This is a genomic window from Thorsellia anophelis DSM 18579, from assembly GCF_900111395.1.
GTDB lineage: Bacteria > Pseudomonadota > Gammaproteobacteria > Enterobacterales > Thorselliaceae > Thorsellia > Thorsellia anophelis.
This window is the reverse complement of sequence record NZ_FOHV01000002.1, coordinates 137,686-157,560: the sequence shown is the minus strand read 5'-3', so window position 1 is coordinate 157,560 and position 19,875 is coordinate 137,686. Positions and strand designations below refer to the sequence as shown.

Below are 19,875 nucleotides of genomic sequence, written 5' to 3'. Positions count from 1 at the left end.
GTCCCCTCTTGCCTCTTTTAACAATTGATTAAACTTTAGGAGTAGATAGAGATGGCGGAAAGTTTTATTTCACCTCGTCGTTTCACTGATAATAAAAACTATCCTCGTGGTTTAGCAAGACACGGAGATTATACAATCAAGGAAGCGCAGTTATTAGAAAAGCATGGTAATGCCTTATTAGAATTAGAATCGGGTAGCCGTGCACCTATAACTGAAGAAGAAAAACAATTTGTAGCTGTAAGCCAAGGTAATGCAGATCCTAAAACGGATATTGAAAAAGTTTGGATGAAGTATGTTCAAAAAACACGTCAACCAAAACGGTTTCACACATTATCAGGCGGCAAACCACAAGTTGAAGGTGCTGATGAATTCATTGATGAATAATTAATCCATTCTGTATGATAAAGCCGAGCTTAGCTCGGTTTTTTTCTTCAAGCAACTACTTAATACTGTCAAATCCCCGCTGTTTTTTACAAGATAAGAATTAAGGCGAATTAATGCTTGTAAATCATTTTGAAATGCATAAACTTAACATCCATTAGTTGAATGATCATTCAACCTCTTTAAATAATTAAGCTAGGAGTTTTAATGCGCCCAAATAATCGTGCGAATGATGAGATTCGTCCTGTTAAAATTACCCGTCATTATACTAAGCATGCCGAAGGTTCAGTTTTAATTGAATTTGGGGAAACTAAAGTGCTTTGCACAGCGACAATCGAAGAAGGTGTACCACGTTTCTTAAAAGGTCAAGGTAAAGGCTGGATTACAGCAGAATATGGCATGCTGCCTAGATCTACTCATACTAGAAACCAAAGAGAAGCCGCTAAAGGAAAGCAAAGTGGTAGGACATTAGAAATCCAACGCCTCATTGCCCGTTCATTACGTGCTATGGTAAATTTAGAGGCCTTAGGGGAAAACACCATTACTGTGGATTGTGACGTGTTACAAGCAGATGGTGGTACTCGAACTGCATCAATTACTGGCGCAGCTGTTGCACTTACTGATGCACTCAGCAAGTTAGTTGAAAAGAAAAAATTAAAATCTTTGCCGATTAAATCAAGAGTTGCTGCTATCTCTGTTGGTATCTTAAATGGCACTGCGATTTGTGATCTTGAATATACCGAAGATTCAAATGCAGATACAGATATGAACATCGTCATGACACAAGAAGGTCATTTGATTGAAATTCAAGGCACAGCAGAAGGCACCCCCTTCACGTTTGAAGAACTTAATACCTTGTTGGCTTTAGGGAAAATTGGATTGGATGCCTTATTCAAAGCACAGGATAGTGCTTTAAGCCAGTAGTATTCTAACGCTGAACAGATGTTCAGCGTTTTTTTTAAATTTTCACCCTCAAAAATTAATCCAAACCAGTGACAGAGACAATATCATGATGCAAATTTTACAAGGTGCTCAGGCACTTTCAAACGCTAAAGTTGAACAATTACGCCACGCTTGTCAAGCTATCAACTTACCAGTGGCTGGTATTCACACTCATTTTGTTCACTTAGCTTTTACTGAAGCGAATCAATCACTCACAGATGATGAATGGCGTGTTTTAGAAGCACTGTTAACCTATGGCCCTAAATCGGAAGATTTATGTCAACTTAACACGACTTTGTCTTTATTTGTTATCCCCCGTATTGGTACGATTTCACCTTGGGCATCAAAGGCAACGGATATTGCACATAATGCTGGATTAAAGCAAATAAAGCGATTAGAACGCGCGATTCGCTATGACATTGAATTAACTCAATCTCTCACTGAAACAACTCAAACGCAATTAATGCACTTGCTACACGATAGAATGACTGAGTCCGTGATTCACGATATCGAGCAGGCAGCGCAACTTGTTAAAGATTCAGAACCCAAACCGCTTGTTGTGATTGACTTGCTTTCAAAAGGTCGCCTTGCGCTAGAAGAGGCTAATAAAAGTTTAGGACTTGCGCTGACTGAAGATGAAATTGATTATCTAGAAGAGACATTTCGTCTTACGCTAAAACGTAATCCAACTGATATTGAATTATATATGTTTGCACAAGCAAACTCAGAGCATTGCCGGCATAAAATATTCAATGCTGACTGGATCATTGATGAGAAAGCCCAAGAAAAATCACTTTTTGGCATGATTAAAAATACATTCAAAACAGTACCAGATTTTGTTCTGTCTGCTTATAAAGATAATGCAGCCGTAATGGAAGGCTCTACAATTAAACGTTTTTATCCTGATCCTCACTCTAAAGTTTATCAATACCAGCTGCAACAAACTGACATTTTAATGAAGGTAGAGACACACAATCACCCAACAGCTATCTCCCCTTGGCCTGGTGCTGCTACAGGAGCAGGCGGAGAAATTCGTGATGAAGGTGCAACTGGTAGAGGCGCTAAACCTAAAGCAGGGTTAGTCGGCTTTTCTGTTTCCAATTTAAGAATTCCTGGTTTTGAGCAACCTTGGGAAACGGATCTAGGTAAACCCGATAGAATTTGTTCAGCTTTAGATATTATGCAATCAGGTCCGCTCGGTGCAGCGGCCTTTAATAACGAATTTGGTCGCCCTGCTCTTAATGGTTATTTTAGAACTTATGAAGATAAGATCAAAACTTCTGCAGGTGAAGAATTAAGAGGGTATCACAAACCTATTATGCTAGCAGGCGGGATTGGCAATATCCTAAGAGAACATGTACAAAAAGGTGAGATCACAGTTGGTGCTAATCTAATTGTTCTAGGTGGCCCTGCGATGAATATTGGTCTTGGCGGCGGCGCCGCATCATCTGTTGCCTCTGGTCAATCAGCAGCTGAGTTGGATTTTGCTTCCGTTCAACGTGATAACGCTGAAATGGAAAGACGCTGCCAAGAAGTAATAGACGCTTGCTGGCAGCTTACCGATAACAATCCCATTCAATTTATCCATGATGTTGGCGCAGGTGGTTTATCAAATGCAATGCCTGAACTTGTGAGTGATGCAGAGCGTGGCGGTCAATTTGAGCTTCGTAAAATTTTAGTTGATGAAACAGGTATGAGCCCACTTGAGATTTGGTGCAATGAATCTCAAGAACGTTACGTGCTTGCTGTATCTGATGAGAATCTCCCATTATTTGAAGCCATTTGTCTTCGTGAAAGGGCGCCGTTCGCCGTAATTGGTAAGGCAACTGAAGCGTTGCATTTACAATTAACAGATGAACAATTCCCAGAAACAGAGAGTCAGCCTAATCCAATTGATATGCCGCTATCCGCATTACTTGGTAAAACACCTAAAATGCTTCGACAAGGCACCACTCAAGTCAGAGTGAGCCCTGCAATCGATACAAGCAAAATTCAATTAAACGAAGCTATCAAACGCATTTTGCATTTGCCCGCAGTTGCTGAAAAAACATTTTTAATTACGATAGGCGATCGCACAGTCACAGGTATGGTTGCCCGCGATCAAATGGTTGGCCCTTGGCAAATTCCGGTTGCTAACTGCGCAGTCACAACGACTGGTTTTGAGACTTTCCATGGTGAGGCAATGTCTATGGGAGAGCGTGCGCCAATCGCACTATTAGATGCAGCAGCCTCAGCTAAAATGGCAGTAGGTGAAGCCATCACGAATATCGCGGCGACTCACATTGGAGACATTAAGCGCATTAAATTATCAGCGAACTGGATGGCCTCAACTGGACAAGCCTCAGAAGATGCGGCGCTTTATGCTGCAGTGCACGCAGTGGGTGAAGAGCTCTGCCCAGCACTAGGGCTGACGATACCAGTTGGAAAGGACTCTATGTCTATGCAAACACGCTGGACAACGCAAGCAGGAGAAACGAAAACGGTTACCTCTCCTTTATCATTAGTGATAAGCGCTTTTGCTAGGGTTGAAGATGTACGAAAAACTATCACACCTCAACTACAAACTCATACAGATAGCACGCTGCTACTGATTGATCTGGGTGAAGGTAAAAATAGATTAGGTGCAAGCGCACTAAGCCAAGTATATAACGAACTTGGAGATAAGCCCGCTGACGTAAATAGTGCCGAAAAACTCAAAGCCTTTTATGACTTCATTCAGCAATTAGTCGCAGATGAGACATTACTTGCTTATCATGATAGAAGTGATGGTGGGTTATTCGTAACGCTTGTAGAGATGGCTTTTGCAGGACATACTGGTCTTAATATTAATCTAGATACGTTAGATACCGACCCAATCCGCGCACTCTTTTCAGAAGAATTAGGTGCAGTTATTCAAATAAGCAACTCTAATATAGCTCAAGTCAAGGCGCTTGCCAAAAATCTTAGCTTAGATGATTGCCTACATGAAATTGGTTCGATTACACCAAAAGATGAAATCATCCTAAATCATAATAAGTCAGTAATTTATCAATCAACACGCACACAATTACGTCTCTGGTGGGCTGAGACCACTTGGCAAATGCAGAAACTTCGTGACAATCCTGAGTGTGCTGATAGCGAGCATGATGCAAAAGGAAAAGCAAACGATCCGGGTTTAAATGTCAAATTGAGCTTTGATTTAAATGAAAACCCAGCCCAAACGATGATCAATTTAGGAGTAAAGCCTAAAGTTGCGATACTAAGAGAACAAGGTGTTAACTCGCATGTAGAGATGGCTGCGGCCTTTACTCGCGCTGGATTTGAAGCAACTGATGTTCATATGAGCGATCTGCTAGCAAAACGCCAAACTCTATCTGATTTTAATGCCTTAGTCGCTTGTGGTGGATTCTCTTATGGTGACGTATTAGGTGCAGGCGAAGGCTGGGCAAAAACGATTCTATTTAACGCAGGATTAAGAGAAAGTTTTAGTCAATTTTTTGCCAATCCCAATACTCTATCACTAGGGGTATGTAATGGCTGCCAAATGATGTCCAATCTATTTGAAATTATTCCAGGTGCGCATAACTGGCCTAGATTTATTCGTAACCGCTCAGAGCGATTTGAAGCTCGATTCAGCTTAGTTAAAATTGCAGAAACAAGCTCTGTACTCTTTAAGGATATGAATAGCTCAATGATGCCAATTGCGGTATCTCATGGAGAAGGGCAAATAGAATGGCGTAATCCAAATTCGCTAAGTACATTGCAAGCCAATAAACAAATTGTGATGCAATTTGTTGACAACTTTGGTGAGATAACTGAACGTTATCCAGCTAATCCGAATGGTTCTGAAATAGGCATTACTGCGGTAACAAGTGAAGATGGGCGTGCAACAGTTATGATGCCGCATCCTGAGAGAGTCTTTAGAGCAGTCACCAATAGTTGGCATCCGAATGATTGGTCAGAAGATAGCCCATGGATGCGTATTTTTTATAATGCAAGAAAATATTTTGTATGATTTTGTAAATAATTTTACAAGCAAAACTTACGCAACTAATTGAACTTAATTAAAATTAATTAAAAACCAAAGGCTTTATTAAACTTGCATTGAAAAGTAATTAAAAACTGCTTTAATCTTTGTATAGAGCAAACTATAATATATTCGTTTAAGGCAGATTAAGGGTTTTAAAATAATATATAAATTTAAACAGAGGAAGTAAAAATGAAATTATCTCATTTAACAGTAGGTATTCTTTTAGCAGGCGTTTCTGCAGCTTCATTCGCAGCGCCAGATGTAAATACACCATATGTAGGTGCTAAAGCAGGTTGGTCACATTATTTTGATAGTGATTTAGAAAATTTACAGCAAGGTGATCGTTATGACTTTAGCCGTAACCGTTTTGCTGCAGGTGGTTTTGCAGGATATCAATTTACCCCAAATATTGGTCTAGAAGTTGGTTATGACTGGCTAGGCAGATCAAAAGTATCGGTAAATGGTGCTAGTGGAAATACATTAGTAGATGGTAAATATACTGCTCAAGGTCTTTATGCAACAGGTAAATTCTCTTATGAAGTTGTCAATGACTTAGACCTTTATACTCGTTTAGGTGTATACGGCTGGAGAGCCTCTGCAAAAGTTTATGAAGCAAATGGATTTTATAAAGATTCACTAGGTAGAAATACATCAAATGGTGTTTCACCAGTATTCGCAGGCGGTGTTGAGTATGCAATTACGCCATCAATCGCAACACGCTTAGATTACCAATATGTTCCAAACATGGGTAAACGCAGCGATACGTATCTTAAACCAGACAATGGTTTATTAAGTGTTGGTCTATCTTACCGTTTTGGTCAAGGTCAAGTGGCACCTGCTCCAGTAGCTGCTCCTGCTGCGCCTAAATTAGAAACTAAAACATTTAACTTACGTTCAGATGTTTTATTTGCATTCGGTAAAGCTGAGCTCAAAGCTGAAGGTCGCACTGCATTAGATCAACTATTCAATGAATTAAAACGTATTGATCCAGACGAAGGTAAAGCAGTTGTTATCGGCTTCACAGATCGTATTGGTTCAGCTCAAGCTAACCAAGCATTATCTGAGCGTCGTGCGCAAACAGTTGTTAATTACTTAACACAAATCGGTGTACCTGCTAACTTAATCGAAGCTCGTGGCATGGGTGCTAACAACCCTGTTACTGGCACACAATGTGATAACGTATCACCGCGTGCTGCTTTAATTGAGTGTTTAGCTCCTGACCGCCGTGTAGAAATCCAAGTATCTGGTCTTGCTACAGTTACTGCTGAGTAATGAAGATCGTTTAGTTAATTACTATGATTAACTATTTAGAAGCCACCGAAAGGTGGCTTTTTTATTCATCTTATCTAAAAACCTCATTCTTTAGGCATAACGACATAGCCGTTATTCTTGTGGTATTCTTTTTTTATTCTATATATTGCTTAATAATAGATATTTGAGCGCCACCACAACTTCCTGCAAAATAAGTTGAATACACATACCTTTATAAACTCATAATTTTACTTTGTTTCATATCGATAAAATCAGCCAAAACGTATAACCAAGATATAAACAAAGCAAAATCGATCCTAGCAACTTAGAAAGCACACCATCCTTTTTCATAGCAAAATAACTAAATATAACAAGCAAAACGGTGAGTATTGTCATCACAAAGATATCTCGACTGAAGATTTCTTTTGCAAAACTAAATGGATGGATAAGCCCTGCAATTCCGACAACTAATAAGGTATTCATGAGATTTGAGCCAATGATATTACCAAGTACCAACTCATTCTCCCCTTTTCTAGCGGCTGTAATAGATGTAGCTAACTCAGGAAGTGATGTCCCAATTGCAACAATAGTTAATCCAATTATGACATCATTTATCTCAAAATATGTTGCAATTCCAACTGCACCCCACACTAATAGCTTAGAACTTAATATTAAAAGCACTAAGCCTGCAATTAAATAAAAAAATGCTAGCTTTAAAGAGAATTGGCTATTAGTTTCAGTTGTTAAACAAGAATCTTTAAGAAGATTAACTTGAGTTCTTTCCTGTAGGCTTAAATAAATCATTACCCCAAAAATTAAAATGAAAACGAATAACATGATAAGAGCATCAGTACGGCGCAGTTTCAAATCATAAAGTAATATTAAGGTAACGGTGGTAGCAGTTAAAAGTAAAGGTAGCTCGGTTCGTACAATCGACTGAGTAACTTTAATTGGTCTAATTAAAAGTGTTAAGGCAAGAATAAGACCTAAATTTAATATATTCGAGCCATAAGCATTACCAAGTGCAATACCTGAACTTTGATCGATAGCTGCAAACGTAGAGACAACCATTTCTGGCATAGAAGTGCCGAAACCAACAATGACCATCCCAATGATTAAAGGAGATACCCCCAAAATTTTAGCAACAGCAGAACTACCTTCCACAAATTTATCTGCACTCAATATAAGCAAAATCAAACCAACAAGAACTGACATGATGTCCAATAACATAAATGAGTTTTCCTTTACATAACCAAGTGATTAACAATATAAACCAAATTGTTATCAAAGTCACTTATCAGATTTTAAACGCAATACAAAGATAATATTTCTGTAACTAAAAGATGGGAAAGACTGTAAAATAGACTACAGTTTTTTTGAAACTATTTTTTCAATTGCTTAATATACCTATTACTAAAACAATTTAGATTCATAGCAATGTCGCCTCTAAATCGCACGAATTATCTAATCATAGCTCATCGAAATAAGAATATATATATGAGTAAATTTACTAAAAAGTTTAAAGAAGCAGTTTGAACGAAATCATTAGATTAGGAGTATACTAGCATCACCTAATTCACAAAACGCTCTAGTATAATATCCCCCAAAATTACAAGTTAATAAGCATTATATAATAATTTACTGCTGTATTACTCGATATATTGCAGATTTAAGAATATATAATGATAGCTAATGTATTAAAGCAGACATAAAAAAACCCTCAAAGCTTTATGCTAAAAGGGTTTTTTATATTTAACTTTTAATGTATTGGTGGAGCAGGGGGGATTTGAACCCCCGTCCAGAACTCCTACACCGTCGGTACTACATGCTTAGTCTAATCTTTAAATTCGCCTGCTAACTGCGGATAGACACGCCATTAACAGACTAGCTTGATTAAGTTTAACGTTTCAGCTCCAAGCAAAGCATCCACGCGATCTCTTTTAGGATGACTCCTCTTTATCCCCGTCCTAAGAGCGGAGGCTAGGGAGAGAAGGCTTTACGCAGGTTATTAAGCTGCTAAAGCGTAGTTTTCGTCGTTTGCGACTATTTTTTTGCGGCTTTTTACGAGGCCAACCGCCCCTCGGCATGCACCTTGGGTTTCGCGAATCCTGTCGAATCCAAAATCTGCCCCAAAGTATTGACATATACTACACCATTATTAGATTAATGCAAATAACGATTACTTAATTATACATTTTCATGCCTAATTTAAGGGAAAACCTCTTGAAACGAATTTCCGATAAAATAACGGATAGGCGCATTAGGACGTATTTGATGATGATGCATCCTCTGCTGAAATACTCCTGCCTGATTGTCTGCTTGAGCATTAAGCTTTAATTTAGCACTCAACAACGCTAGCGCACATTGCTTATTTTGATGCTGACTTCTATAACTCTGCACTCTGACTCTGATTCCTGTAGGCAAATGCGTTATCTGAACCGCTGAATCAGTTTTATTTACATGTTGCCCTCCTGCTCCAGATGCACGGCAAGTTGTGATTGACAAAAACTTTGGTTCAATTGATGCAATTTCATTAGCTTCAGCTATTTGACTAAAAACTCTACCACCAAATAACCAATTTTTACGTCTATGATGTGGTCTTATACTACTTTGTGATTGCCATTGATGAGTTCCATCCCATTTCTTGGCGAATTCTAACGAATTCTGCCCTTCTAGCCCAAGTAAAATAGATTTAATACCAATAGTTCCTGGATTATTCTCTAGGATATCTACATTCACTGAATGACTATTAGCCTCTTTTATGAAAAATGATAGACATTTTTCTACAGCGAGCTGGCACTCTAACGGCCCATTTGCACTCGACAATTGTATAATCAACATATTAGCAGCACTCCCCGTTGGTTTTAAATGTAATAAGAGGTTTGAGTTTTGCTATTACCTCTATCAATCCTGCTTCGACTAATGAGTCAATAATAGGGATAACCGCTTTATAAGCCTCCGGTGCCTCTTCATACATTAAATTCCTATCATGACAAATAACATGGCTACCTAGTTTTGTTTTAAACAACTCGTCAAATTGATATAAGTTTCTCAAATTTGCCCTACAATGGCTGCGTCGCCATTTTCGCCCCGCACCATGTGCAATGGAGTTTAATAAATGATTGTTTTCATTAGTTCTAACGATATAACTAAAATCGCCTCTTGAACCTGGGATGACTGCGATGTCTTTATCACTTGGTGATGCTCCTTTCCTATGAATATACCCTTGATTTGATTGATTGTATTCAACAAAATTATGGCATAAATCCAAAATTGGTGAAATGTGAGCCCTAAGACGTGATGCAAATCTATTTGCTATCAACCGACGATTAAGAGTTGCAAATATTAAGGCATTATCATGCTGTTTTAAATAAGATAATGCATCCTCACTCTCACATGGCATACCGTTATATCCATATTTCGCTAAATGAGTATTTAAAATTGCATCACCTACCCCCCGAGAACCGCTATGGACTAATAACTGGATGTTCTGTTTTGAAAGTCCATAATGATTCATTAAATCTTCACGATAAACTGTCTCAATCTTTTGGATTTCAACAAAATGATTACCACGACCAATTGTACCTAGTCCATAATAAGTAATATTTTGGCTTTTAAGCAATTGAAATAACTGATTAGAGATATCATCTGTTGTACAGTACTCTAATATATCTGTTTCAGAGAGTGCCGATTCCAAATTAGATAAGTGATTTAATGCTTTAGAGAGTTTAAATTTGTGGGTGAGTATGTCTGTCTGCCAAATACCCATTCCACACCCAATATCATTACCTATCAAAGCTGGATAAACATAATCATGCGTTAAAAATGCAGCTCCTATTGGATACGTTCTACCTGGATGCAAATCAGGCATGCCTATTACTTTTTGCATATTCGGTAAACTTGCACACTGAACTAATTGATCAACTGAAGTCTCATCTATCCAGGTGGATTGATTCGCAATAATTGCAACATTTGATTGAATGGCACGTACAGCACCACTTAAATATGTATTCAAAATTTCATTCCTTTCAATCGTTAACTTAAAAACTTCTTATTTTTAAAGCAACGCTTAAATTAAAACTAATTTAGTCTTAAGCAACCTACTTAGGACTTATTTAAGGTGAAAGTTAATAGAATTTTAAAAATGGTTTTCTTCTACGATACTTATTAATTGTCTATTCCAATAGCGTTCAAATTCATTTTGTTCTAAACCAATGTATTTAGCTAAACATTTAAATATGATTAGATAATAGATCGCTTTACCAAAATATTGGCAATACAAATAAGCGTATTGAAGAAAGTTTAAAAAAGTGAGGGAACAAATTAGGATGAAAAGCTGCTGTAAAGAAAATACACGTTATAACTTAGCTATCTTGCCCTACTCTATTAACTTTATGACTAATACATGTTGTTTGACTCATAACATCCTCCGTTTAATATTTAGTTTAAAATGATTTATTTTTAATAGAAAAACACACATCAATGCTTTGCAAGGCTAATATTTAAATTAATATTAGCCATTACGCCCTGCATTTTTCATGATACGTTCTTTATCAATTTTCCATTCGCGATCTTTAACATCTTCACGCTTGTCATGGGATTTTTTCCCTTTGGCAATACCTATTTTGACTTTAGCCCAAGCATTTTTCCAATATAACGAGATTGCGACAGCCGTATAACCATCTCGACTAATTTTACCAAAAATTTTCTCAATTTCCTTTTGGTTTAATAGTAGTTTCCTTGTTCTTAAGGGATCGCATACTGTATGCGTTGAGGCAGCTAAAAGCGGTTGTATTGTTGCACCAAATAAAAAGGCTTCACCTTTATTAAAGACAACATAACTATCACTGATATTTGCTTTGCCCGCTCTTAAGGATTTCACTTCCCAACCTAAAAGAGACAAGCCAGCCTCAAACTCTTCTTCAATAAAAAAGTCATGACGCACACTTCTGTTAAGTGCGATGGTATTTGAACCTGGTTTTTGTATTTTTTTCTTTGCCATAATGCTTAAATTATACGTGAATTTTAAAAAATTACTACTTAACTATCCTTCAAATATTGTCTTTCTAGCGACTAATTAAATAAAAAATGATGATAATTTTCAGTTACAGCATCAACATCGGCAAAATCATGAAAACTTAAAGGATTTATTTCTCTTTTATCGTAAATTTGAAGATATTTTTAAGTGCCTTGATCTATACTATGCATTAATCTAATTTATCAAATTTTGTTTGAGGGTATTTGAGTGCGTTTTATAAAAATATTCATGTTCTTATTTGTTCTAGCCTTTGCCTTAGGAATTGTTGCTTTTGCTGGTTTATATAACTATATCAGACCTCAGTTGCCTTCGGTAGAAGCACTTAGGGATGTCAAATTGCAACAACCGATGCGTGTTTATAGCGCTGATGGAGAGCTAATGGCTGAGTTCGGTGAAAAACGCCGTATCCCAGTTCAATTAAATGAAGTACCAAAGCAATTAATTGATGCATTTTTAGCAATTGAAGATACCCGCTATTTTGAACATAGTGGAATCGACCCCAAAGGTATTCTTCGGGCTGTTTTTGTAGCAGCAAGCTCTGGAAATACATCACAAGGTGCGAGTACTATCACGCAGCAATTAGCCAGAAATATCACGGATATAGGTAATGAACGTTCATTAGAACGTAAAGTAAAAGAAGTGTTTTTAGCTTTTGATATCGAAAAATTTCTGAGCAAAGAAGAAATTTTAGCACTTTATTTAAATACTATTTTTATGGGGCAACGTTCTTATGGCATTGGCGCTGCTGCCTATACCTATTTTGGTAAATCACTCGACCAGTTAACATTAAGTGAAATGGCAATGCTTGCTGGTCTACCTAAAGCACCATCAGATTATAACCCTATTAATTCAATTGAGCGTGCTACAGATAGACGCAATATTGTTTTACGTAGAATGCTTGAAGAAGGGTTTATTACTGAAACTGAATTTCAACAAGCAAGGGCAGAGCCAATCGTCGCAAAATATCATCAAGCAGATATTGCATTTTCTTCGCCTTATATAACAGAAGCTGCTCGCCAAGAGATGTATCGTCGTTATGGCGAAGAAGCTTATACAGGTGGATTTAAAGTTTATACAACAATCACAAAACGCTTGCAACTTGCAGCTGAACAATCACTTAGAGATAATGTCTTGTCTTATGATATGCGCCATGGTTATCGTGGGCCGGTTGCAACCCTGTGGGATGCAAACTCTACTAGTTTTGATCAAAATGAGGTAATAAAAGCACTCAAAACGACTGTCAGATTAGCTGATTTTATTCCTGCAGCAGTCTTAGAAGTCAGCAACAAAGAAAATCAAGCGACATTATTGTTAAGTGACGGCACAACACAAACACTCAAGTTTAAAGGCGTAAAATGGGCTCGAAAATTCATTAATGATAACTCACAAAGCCCTGCTCCTCGTAAAATTGGAGATGTCATTCATGTTGGCGAACAAATATGGGTGAGATATTACAATCACGAGCTTTGGTTAACTCAAGAGCCTGCAGTTAACTCAGCACTTGTATCTTTAGATAGTAATACAGGAGAAATACAGGCGCTAGTAGGTGGTTTTGATTTTAATCAGAGTAAATTCAACAGGGCAACCCAAGCTCTAAGGCAAATTGGTTCTAATATTAAACCTTTTTTCTATGCTGCAGTCATGGATAAAGGATTGACCCTTTCAACCGTTTTTAATGATGCGCCTATTACAAGCTGGAATAGCGGCTCTGCAAAAAGCTGGTCACCAAAGAACTCGCCTGCGACTTATGATGGTCCTATCCGCTTAAGACAGGCATTAGGTCAATCTAAAAATGTAGTCATGGTCAGAGCGGTTCGCGCAATCGGAGTCGATGCAGCGGCAGATTTCCTAGAGAGATTTGGCTTCCCTGCAGCTAATATCGATAGGACTGAAGCCATGTCACTTGGTAGCCCATCATTTACTCCAATGCAAGTTGCTCGAGGCTACGCCGTGTTTGCTAATGGTGGTTTTTTAATAGAGCCATATTTTATTACCCGCGTACTTGATTATGACGGGGATATTGTATTTGAAGCGAAGCCTAAAGTTGCTTGTATGAACTGTAACATTCCTGTTATTTACGGTCAATCTGAGCAACTTGCTGCATTGTCTTTAGACAATGTCGAAAATGCCTCTGAATCAACTAGAACAGATAGCCAAGGCAGACCTTTAACGGAAGAAGAAATTGAATTTATCAGTAGTGAAAATCAATCTGGTGGTTACGCACCAAGGGTCATCAGTGGTCAACTTGCATTTTTAATGCGAGATGTACTTAATAGTAATGTCTTTGGGGAACCAGGTTGGAATGGTACGGGTTGGCGAGCAGGTAAAGTGCTTGCGCCAAGAAAAGATATCGGTGGTAAAACTGGAACAACTAATAGCTCCAAAGATGCTTGGTTCTCAGGGTATGGTGCAAATGTCGTCACCTCTGTTTGGGTTGGATTTGATGATAATAGAAGAGCACTTGGTCGCGGTACTGCCTGGCCTGGCGATCCAAGTCAAATATCTGGCGGGGAAGCTGGCGCGAAAACTGCTCAACCTGCTTGGAATAACTATATGAAAGTTGCATTAGAGGGGATTGAAGAACAAAAAATCTCACCACCTCCTGGCATTATCAGTGTAAAAATTGATAAATACACTGGCCAGTTAAGTAACGGTGGCTCATCTAGAAGTGAATATTTCATAAAAGGAACCGAACCTAAAACCTACTATGTTGAAGAAGTGGGCACTGAAATCATTAATGAAGAAAGTGGTCAGACTGAAGAATTATTTTGATTTACCAGGCATATATAGATGAATGGAGCACTGAAATATATTCAAACCTCATCATCTATTAGCCTTATAGGTTGTCATAGTATTAGCTTTTTATATTTTACATAAGCATAAGGATATATTATGTCGGTACGCTTAGATAAATGGTTATGGGCTGCGCGTTTTTATAAGACTAGGGCAATCGCTAGAGAAATGATTGAAGGTGGTAAAGTCCATTATAATGGTTACAGAGCCAAACCCAGTAGATTAGTAGAACTAGATGCTAATATTAAACTAAGACAGGGTCTTGATGAAAAAGAGATTATTGTCAAACTAATAAGTGAAAATAGAGGGCCCGCAGCTGTTGCAATTACTTTTTATGAAGAGACTGAACAGAGTATTTTGCGCAGGCAAAAAATGTCAGAGCAGAGAAAACTCAACCCGCCTATCCACTCACATGAAAAACCGACTAAAAAAGATAGAAGAGCAATAGTAAGATTCAAAAACATTAATGAATCAATACTATGATGATTGTTCAATTAAGAAGTCTCTAAGCAACTATCTAGACAGCAATACTCAATAATTAAGATGCAATACACATAGCCATATGATGCACTAAGCTTAAAACTCATTCAAAAAATAGTTCAAGCTTAGTGATAATGATTCGAATAGATTAGAAAAATTATTTTTTGCCTTTTTTCGGAGCCGGTTTTTCTTCTACTTCTTCTGTAGCAATAGGTTCAGATGGTGCATTGTCTTGGCTAAAATAATAAACATCCACAAAAGATTCTTTACCTAGAATCTTACCATTCCCTAACCAATTCACCCCGTGAACTGAATAGTCGACTTGCCCTTGTTTAAAGGTTAATTTTCTGCCTTCACCATCAATCACTAGATAATCGTCCCCGTTAATTTCAACTAATGTCATAGCCCCAGCTTTAGCACTATATAAAGTTTTAATTCTATCCAAAAATAAAGGAGCTAGATCAGTGAACATCTTTGAAATTTGCGCTTGGTATTCCTCAATTGTCAGGTTTTTATCTAAATTATTAGCAATCAGACTAAAAATTTCTGCATTAGCATCCGCGATAGAAAATCTAACTCTCATCACTTCAGCGAACTTCTCTTTATTAATATCGGTTGATTTAGGGTCATCAGGTTTGACTAAAAACTCTTTATTATCTTGAGGAAGATATAATGAAGTCGCAATATAGGCTGCGCATGCTGCTTTTTGGCCTGCTTTATCATTATTAATCCAAAGTGAAACGTTATGTCCTGTTTCTGGTATTAATTCAATATCAAACCCTTTATCAGTCAAAATCTTGTTGGCTGATTCTTTCGTAATTTCATCTCGTGCAATCTGACACAATAACTGCATCATACTATCATCACGTTTTTTACCAACATTAGGTACTAATGAAAAAATAGAATCAGTTATTAATGTGTATGTTGGATAAGATATAGTTGATGTTGGTGTTAATGCTGCATTAACTGAGAATACATTTGTTGCCAAATAAATACCCATTAAGATTGTAAAAATAAAACTCAGTTTCTTTTTCATTTTTTGCCCTTTTATTTATTATAAAAATATATTCGTTAAACGAAACTTAAATGATAAACTCACTTAAGGTATTTACCAATGATAACCGACACCAAATGAACCACCGAATTCACCTTCTGTATTAGTACTACCTTGTATTTTAGTACTCCAATGTCCATCAGTTGTAATCGTTGATATTCCAAAAGCGACTGCGCCTTTATCATCATAACCAGCAACACCCATACCAAATGAGCCAGTTCCAGGAGCAAATGCTTGAGGAATTCCAGACATTGCCATTGAACTTGCAATTCCAGCAGCTAATTTATCTGTTTTATTTTCAAGATCATTTCTTAAATCATTCAATTTTGAATCGGTGTCAAATTTTAAATTATTAATGCCTTCATTAAATTGCTCTAAATTAACGGCATCATATTTATCTACACCACGAGCAACATTCGCAATGATTCTTTCATTACCTTTTGATCCAACAGAAAAAGTATTAGCACGATCAGCAACAGAATTTTGTCCAATAGCAACCGAATTTGTTGCATTATTAGCAACTTTTGAACCTTCACCTATTGCAATCGAACCCTCTGCTAATGCTTCAGAATTTCCACCTAACGAAACCGATCCACTTCCAATAGCTTTTGCATCTTGTGAACCTGATTTTGGAGTTACCTTAACATATGGGTTATCTTGGGTAATAGTCACATTACAATCACCACTTGTTTTACAGTCTTGTAAGCTTGTAATAAATTCGTTCTTTATATTACCGATAGAAGTGTCAAGCTGCCCTTTATTGACGGCATCTGTTGCATTAGTACCTGCGGCAACATTAGTAATTTGTCGTTCATTACCTACTGAACCAATAGAAACAGAATTATCTCGATTCGCTACACTACCTTCACCTAAAGCAACTGCATTATTACCACTAGCAGAAGCACCCCCACCGGCTGCAACACTATTTGCCCCGGTTGCAGTTGCATTTGAACTATTTGTATTCGCTATAAAAAATGGGCTACTCCCTGCTCCACCACCTGTACCACCGCCGGATCCGCCACTGCCACCTTCCAAACTAGTCACTCTTTGATCTAAAGTGAATAAATTAACATTCTTATTTTGCATTAAAATTGCATTATCTTTACTACCATAAAGCTGTAAGACATTAACGGCATCAAAATTTTCAATGCCATTATCAACCCACATAATTCTGCGTTTTAAATTTGCATTTCCAAATGAAACTGTATTATTTTCTGTACTTATTGAACCTGAACCTAGTGCAACACCATTTACAACCCCATTTTCTACTGTTGCTGCATTACCAATTGCAACTGCAGAAGTTGAACCTTGATTAGCTCGTGCATTCAAACCTATTGCGATTGAGTTTTGTGAAGTGCTATCAATAGTAGCATTCGCACCTAGTGTAACAGCATACTCACCAAGAGCTTTCGATTGATAACCCACTGCAATACTATTTTCGCCTGAAGACTGTGCTTGATTACCGAATGCAACGGAATTATTTCCTTCCGCCTTACTATTTAAACCTACTCCTAAACTTGCCACACCAAATGCGCTTGAACTATTACCTATAGCTAAAGCGTCTTGTCCATATGCAGTACTACTAATACCAATTGCTGTAGCATTATCACCAGTGGCACCAGTATTACAATAATTATCTGTATCAGGTCCTGAGAGAAATCCACATTGAATTAATGCAGGATCTTTTTCTGGTACAGGATTAACACTAAAATAATGTGTCTGATATTCAAGCAATTGCTGTACATTGACTGCATCTGTCAACTGAGTTCCTGCTGACACATTCGCTAAAATTCTAGTTGCAGGTAAACCTAATGCTAGTGACGCAGCGTTTGTTCCTGCACCAAATGAAATCACATTTTGACGATCAGCAACTGAACCTGCACCAATTGCAACAGAATTTACAGCTTCTAATGTCGTTAGTGTATTATTTCCTAAAACTAATGAATTATTACCATTAGCTTTCGCCATTAAACCTAAGGCAATAGTTGCCTCTCCCAATGCCTTGCTTTCCTCACCTATTGCAATCGAAAACATAGTGGATGCTTCTGAACGTGTCCCTATTGCAGTTGAAAAATCACCTTGGGCATTAGCACCTTCACCCAACGCTAACGTATTCACAGCAGCAGCTATAGCCCCAGTTCCAATTGCAGTAGCACCTGTGCCAAGTGCCTGTGCATTACCACCAATCGCTAATGAACTCTCTCCTGTAGCGGTCGCGATAGGTCCTGTTATACCATCACCAATGCCAATAGCAATTGAACTATTAATTGGGTCTATCACAATACTTGTGTTTATAACATCTAAGGCGGGTGTTATACCTAATAAATCTTGTGATACAGAACCTACTTCCGTTACTAAATTATCGACCCTAAGATTTGTGTCTACGATATTTGCATTTGCTTGAACTAATCCTGCACTTAAATTAACATTAGCAGTATCTAATACAGCAACATTAGCACTGATAGCACTTACATTATCGGATAATAATGATACGCCTGAATTAGTCGCTGCAATATCATTACTTAGTTGTGTTGTCGTTAAATTAATTCCAGCTATAGCCGAAACTAAACTACTGTAATCTCCCGTCACATTATTTAAATCATTCATTGTCGCTAAAATCGAGGCGAGTGATTCATCAGTAGTCGAAATACTCTCTTCTAATGCATTAGTTCTTAACGTTAAACCAGATAAATTACCATTAATTCCTGTGATGCTTGAATCAATTGTGTTAAAAGAAGTATTTAGTCCATTCACGGTACCTGTTAAGCCACTTAAATCAGTCTTGACTGTCACTAATTCGTTATTTGTTGTTGCTAAAGTGGCATCTGTCAGTTGAAGATTTGTATTTAATGTTGTTGTCAAATTTGACAGATCATTGACTGTATCTGTCAAACCTGTAACATTTGTATTTATTATTGCTAAATTATCTTGAATGCTCGTTAGATCAGTAATTAAACTTGTATTTACACCAGACAAACTCGTCATAGCTTCTGCTAAATTACTTAAATTTGTATTTGTTGTCGCTACATTGGCATTAGTGTTCGCAAGATCTGTGGTTAACGTTGCAGTTGTTGTTGATAAGCCATCTACAGTCGTATTTAAGCCCGTAACAGTATTATTTAGTCCAGTCACTGTACCCGTTAAATTAGTTAAATTTGTATTGGTTGTCGCTAAATTAGCGTTTGTTGTTGCAAGATCTGTTGCTAGTGTAGCAGTGGTTGTTGATAGTCCACCCACACTAGTATCTAAACCCGTTACAATATTATTCAGTCCAGTTACTGTACCCGTCAAATTAGTTAAATTAGTATTGGTTGAAGCTAAATTAGCGTTTGTTGATGCAAGATCTGTTGTTAGTGTAGCTGTTGTGGTTGATAATCCACCTACTGTAGTATTTAAACCAGTAACTGTATTGTTCAGTCCTGTCACTGTACCTGTTAAATTACCTAGATTTGTATTAGTAGTAGTAATATTTGCATTAGTATTAGCTAAATCTGTCGTTAATTTCGCAGTTGTAGTAGACAACCCGCCTACTGTAGTACTTAGCGTCGTTAAGCTATTATTTGTAGTAACTAAATTAGTATTAGTTTGTGTGATTTGAGTACTTAAATTTACAATTTGTGCATTTATTGCATTAATTTGAGCGATAACATCAGCTAAACTCGCGGTTAGTCCCAAATCAATAGCATTTGCAGAAGTCGATATAATAATTGATTGAAATAATAACGTGATTCTTAACTTTTTAGTTAAAAATGAGGTTGATTTTTTTTTATTTGTAGACTTCTTATTAGTTACAGTGCTATGAACTAGTTCACTAGTTACTTGAAATAAATTTAACGAATGATTCCAAACAACACTGTATAACCTATTCATAGACACCTCTTACTTTTTATTCTATAAAATTAAACTATCCGTGTAATTTAATTATTA

General features: G+C 37.3%; 12 protein-coding genes and 1 other RNA gene. 6 read left to right on the top strand and 7 right to left on the bottom strand.

What is annotated here, in order from left to right; translation table 11 throughout:
• Window positions 1-51: 51 nt before the first annotated feature.
• The 4 genes from BMW37_RS01870 (at window position 52) to ompA (ending at window position 6,604) form a co-directional block, all read left to right on the top strand.
• A complete protein-coding gene (locus BMW37_RS01870; RefSeq protein ID WP_093317260.1) occupies window positions 52-384 on the top strand; it encodes a MaoP family protein in 333 nt (110 codons plus the stop codon).
• Window positions 385-588: 204 nt separating this feature from the next.
• Window positions 589-1,305 carry a ribonuclease PH gene (gene rph, locus BMW37_RS01865; protein ID WP_093317257.1) on the top strand — a complete coding sequence of 239 codons (717 nt, stop codon included), beginning with the start codon at window positions 589-591 and terminating at the stop codon, window positions 1,303-1,305.
• Window positions 1,306-1,393: 88 nt separating this feature from the next.
• A complete protein-coding gene (gene purL / locus BMW37_RS01860) occupies window positions 1,394-5,317 on the top strand; it encodes a phosphoribosylformylglycinamidine synthase (RefSeq protein WP_143047587.1) in 3,924 nt (1,307 codons plus the stop codon).
• Window positions 5,318-5,521: 204 nt separating this feature from the next.
• Window positions 5,522-6,604, top strand: a complete 1,083-nt coding sequence (ompA, locus tag BMW37_RS01855; protein ID WP_093317252.1) for a porin OmpA — start codon at window positions 5,522-5,524, stop codon at window positions 6,602-6,604.
• 237 nt (window positions 6,605-6,841) lie between these two features.
• Here ompA and BMW37_RS01850 read toward each other — a convergent pair whose 3' ends face one another.
• From BMW37_RS01850 to smpB, 5 genes are all read right to left on the bottom strand, one after another.
• Entirely contained in the window at window positions 6,842-7,813 is a 972-nt protein-coding gene (locus BMW37_RS01850; protein ID WP_093317248.1) for a calcium/sodium antiporter, read from the bottom strand.
• Window positions 7,814-8,351: 538 nt separating this feature from the next.
• Window positions 8,352-8,714, bottom strand: a transfer-messenger RNA (tmRNA) gene (gene ssrA, locus BMW37_RS01845).
• Between the two features lie 77 nt (window positions 8,715-8,791).
• Window positions 8,792-9,424: a peptide chain release factor H gene (gene prfH / locus BMW37_RS01840; RefSeq protein WP_093317246.1), complete on the bottom strand. Its 633-nt coding sequence runs from the start codon at window positions 9,422-9,424 to the stop codon at window positions 8,792-8,794.
• Window position 9,425: 1 nt separating this feature from the next.
• Window positions 9,426-10,598 (bottom strand): RNA ligase RtcB family protein, encoded by a 1,173-nt coding sequence (locus BMW37_RS01835; protein ID WP_218139442.1) that lies wholly within the window; start codon window positions 10,596-10,598, stop codon window positions 9,426-9,428.
• Window positions 10,599-11,096: 498 nt separating this feature from the next.
• Complete coding sequence (gene smpB / locus BMW37_RS01830; RefSeq protein WP_093317243.1) at window positions 11,097-11,585, bottom strand: SsrA-binding protein SmpB; 489 nt, start codon at window positions 11,583-11,585, stop codon at window positions 11,097-11,099.
• A gap of 243 nt (window positions 11,586-11,828) precedes the next feature.
• On the opposite strand from smpB, the gene mrcA reads away from it, so the two are divergent.
• Entirely contained in the window at window positions 11,829-14,393 is a 2,565-nt protein-coding gene (mrcA, locus tag BMW37_RS01825; RefSeq protein WP_093317241.1) for a peptidoglycan glycosyltransferase/peptidoglycan DD-transpeptidase MrcA, read from the top strand.
• Between the two features lie 120 nt (window positions 14,394-14,513).
• Window positions 14,514-14,897, top strand: a complete 384-nt coding sequence (hslR, locus tag BMW37_RS01820; RefSeq protein ID WP_093317238.1) for a ribosome-associated heat shock protein Hsp15 — start codon at window positions 14,514-14,516, stop codon at window positions 14,895-14,897.
• A gap of 154 nt (window positions 14,898-15,051) precedes the next feature.
• Here the strand turns inward: hslR and BMW37_RS01815 are convergent, their stop codons facing one another.
• Both BMW37_RS01815 and BMW37_RS01810 read right to left on the bottom strand, forming a co-directional pair.
• A complete protein-coding gene (locus BMW37_RS01815) occupies window positions 15,052-15,930 on the bottom strand; it encodes a hypothetical protein (protein WP_093317236.1) in 879 nt (292 codons plus the stop codon).
• A 72-nt stretch (window positions 15,931-16,002) separates the two neighbouring features.
• A complete protein-coding gene (locus tag BMW37_RS01810) occupies window positions 16,003-19,818 on the bottom strand; it encodes a YadA-like family protein (protein ID WP_093317233.1) in 3,816 nt (1,271 codons plus the stop codon).
• Window positions 19,819-19,875 lie beyond the last annotated feature (57 nt).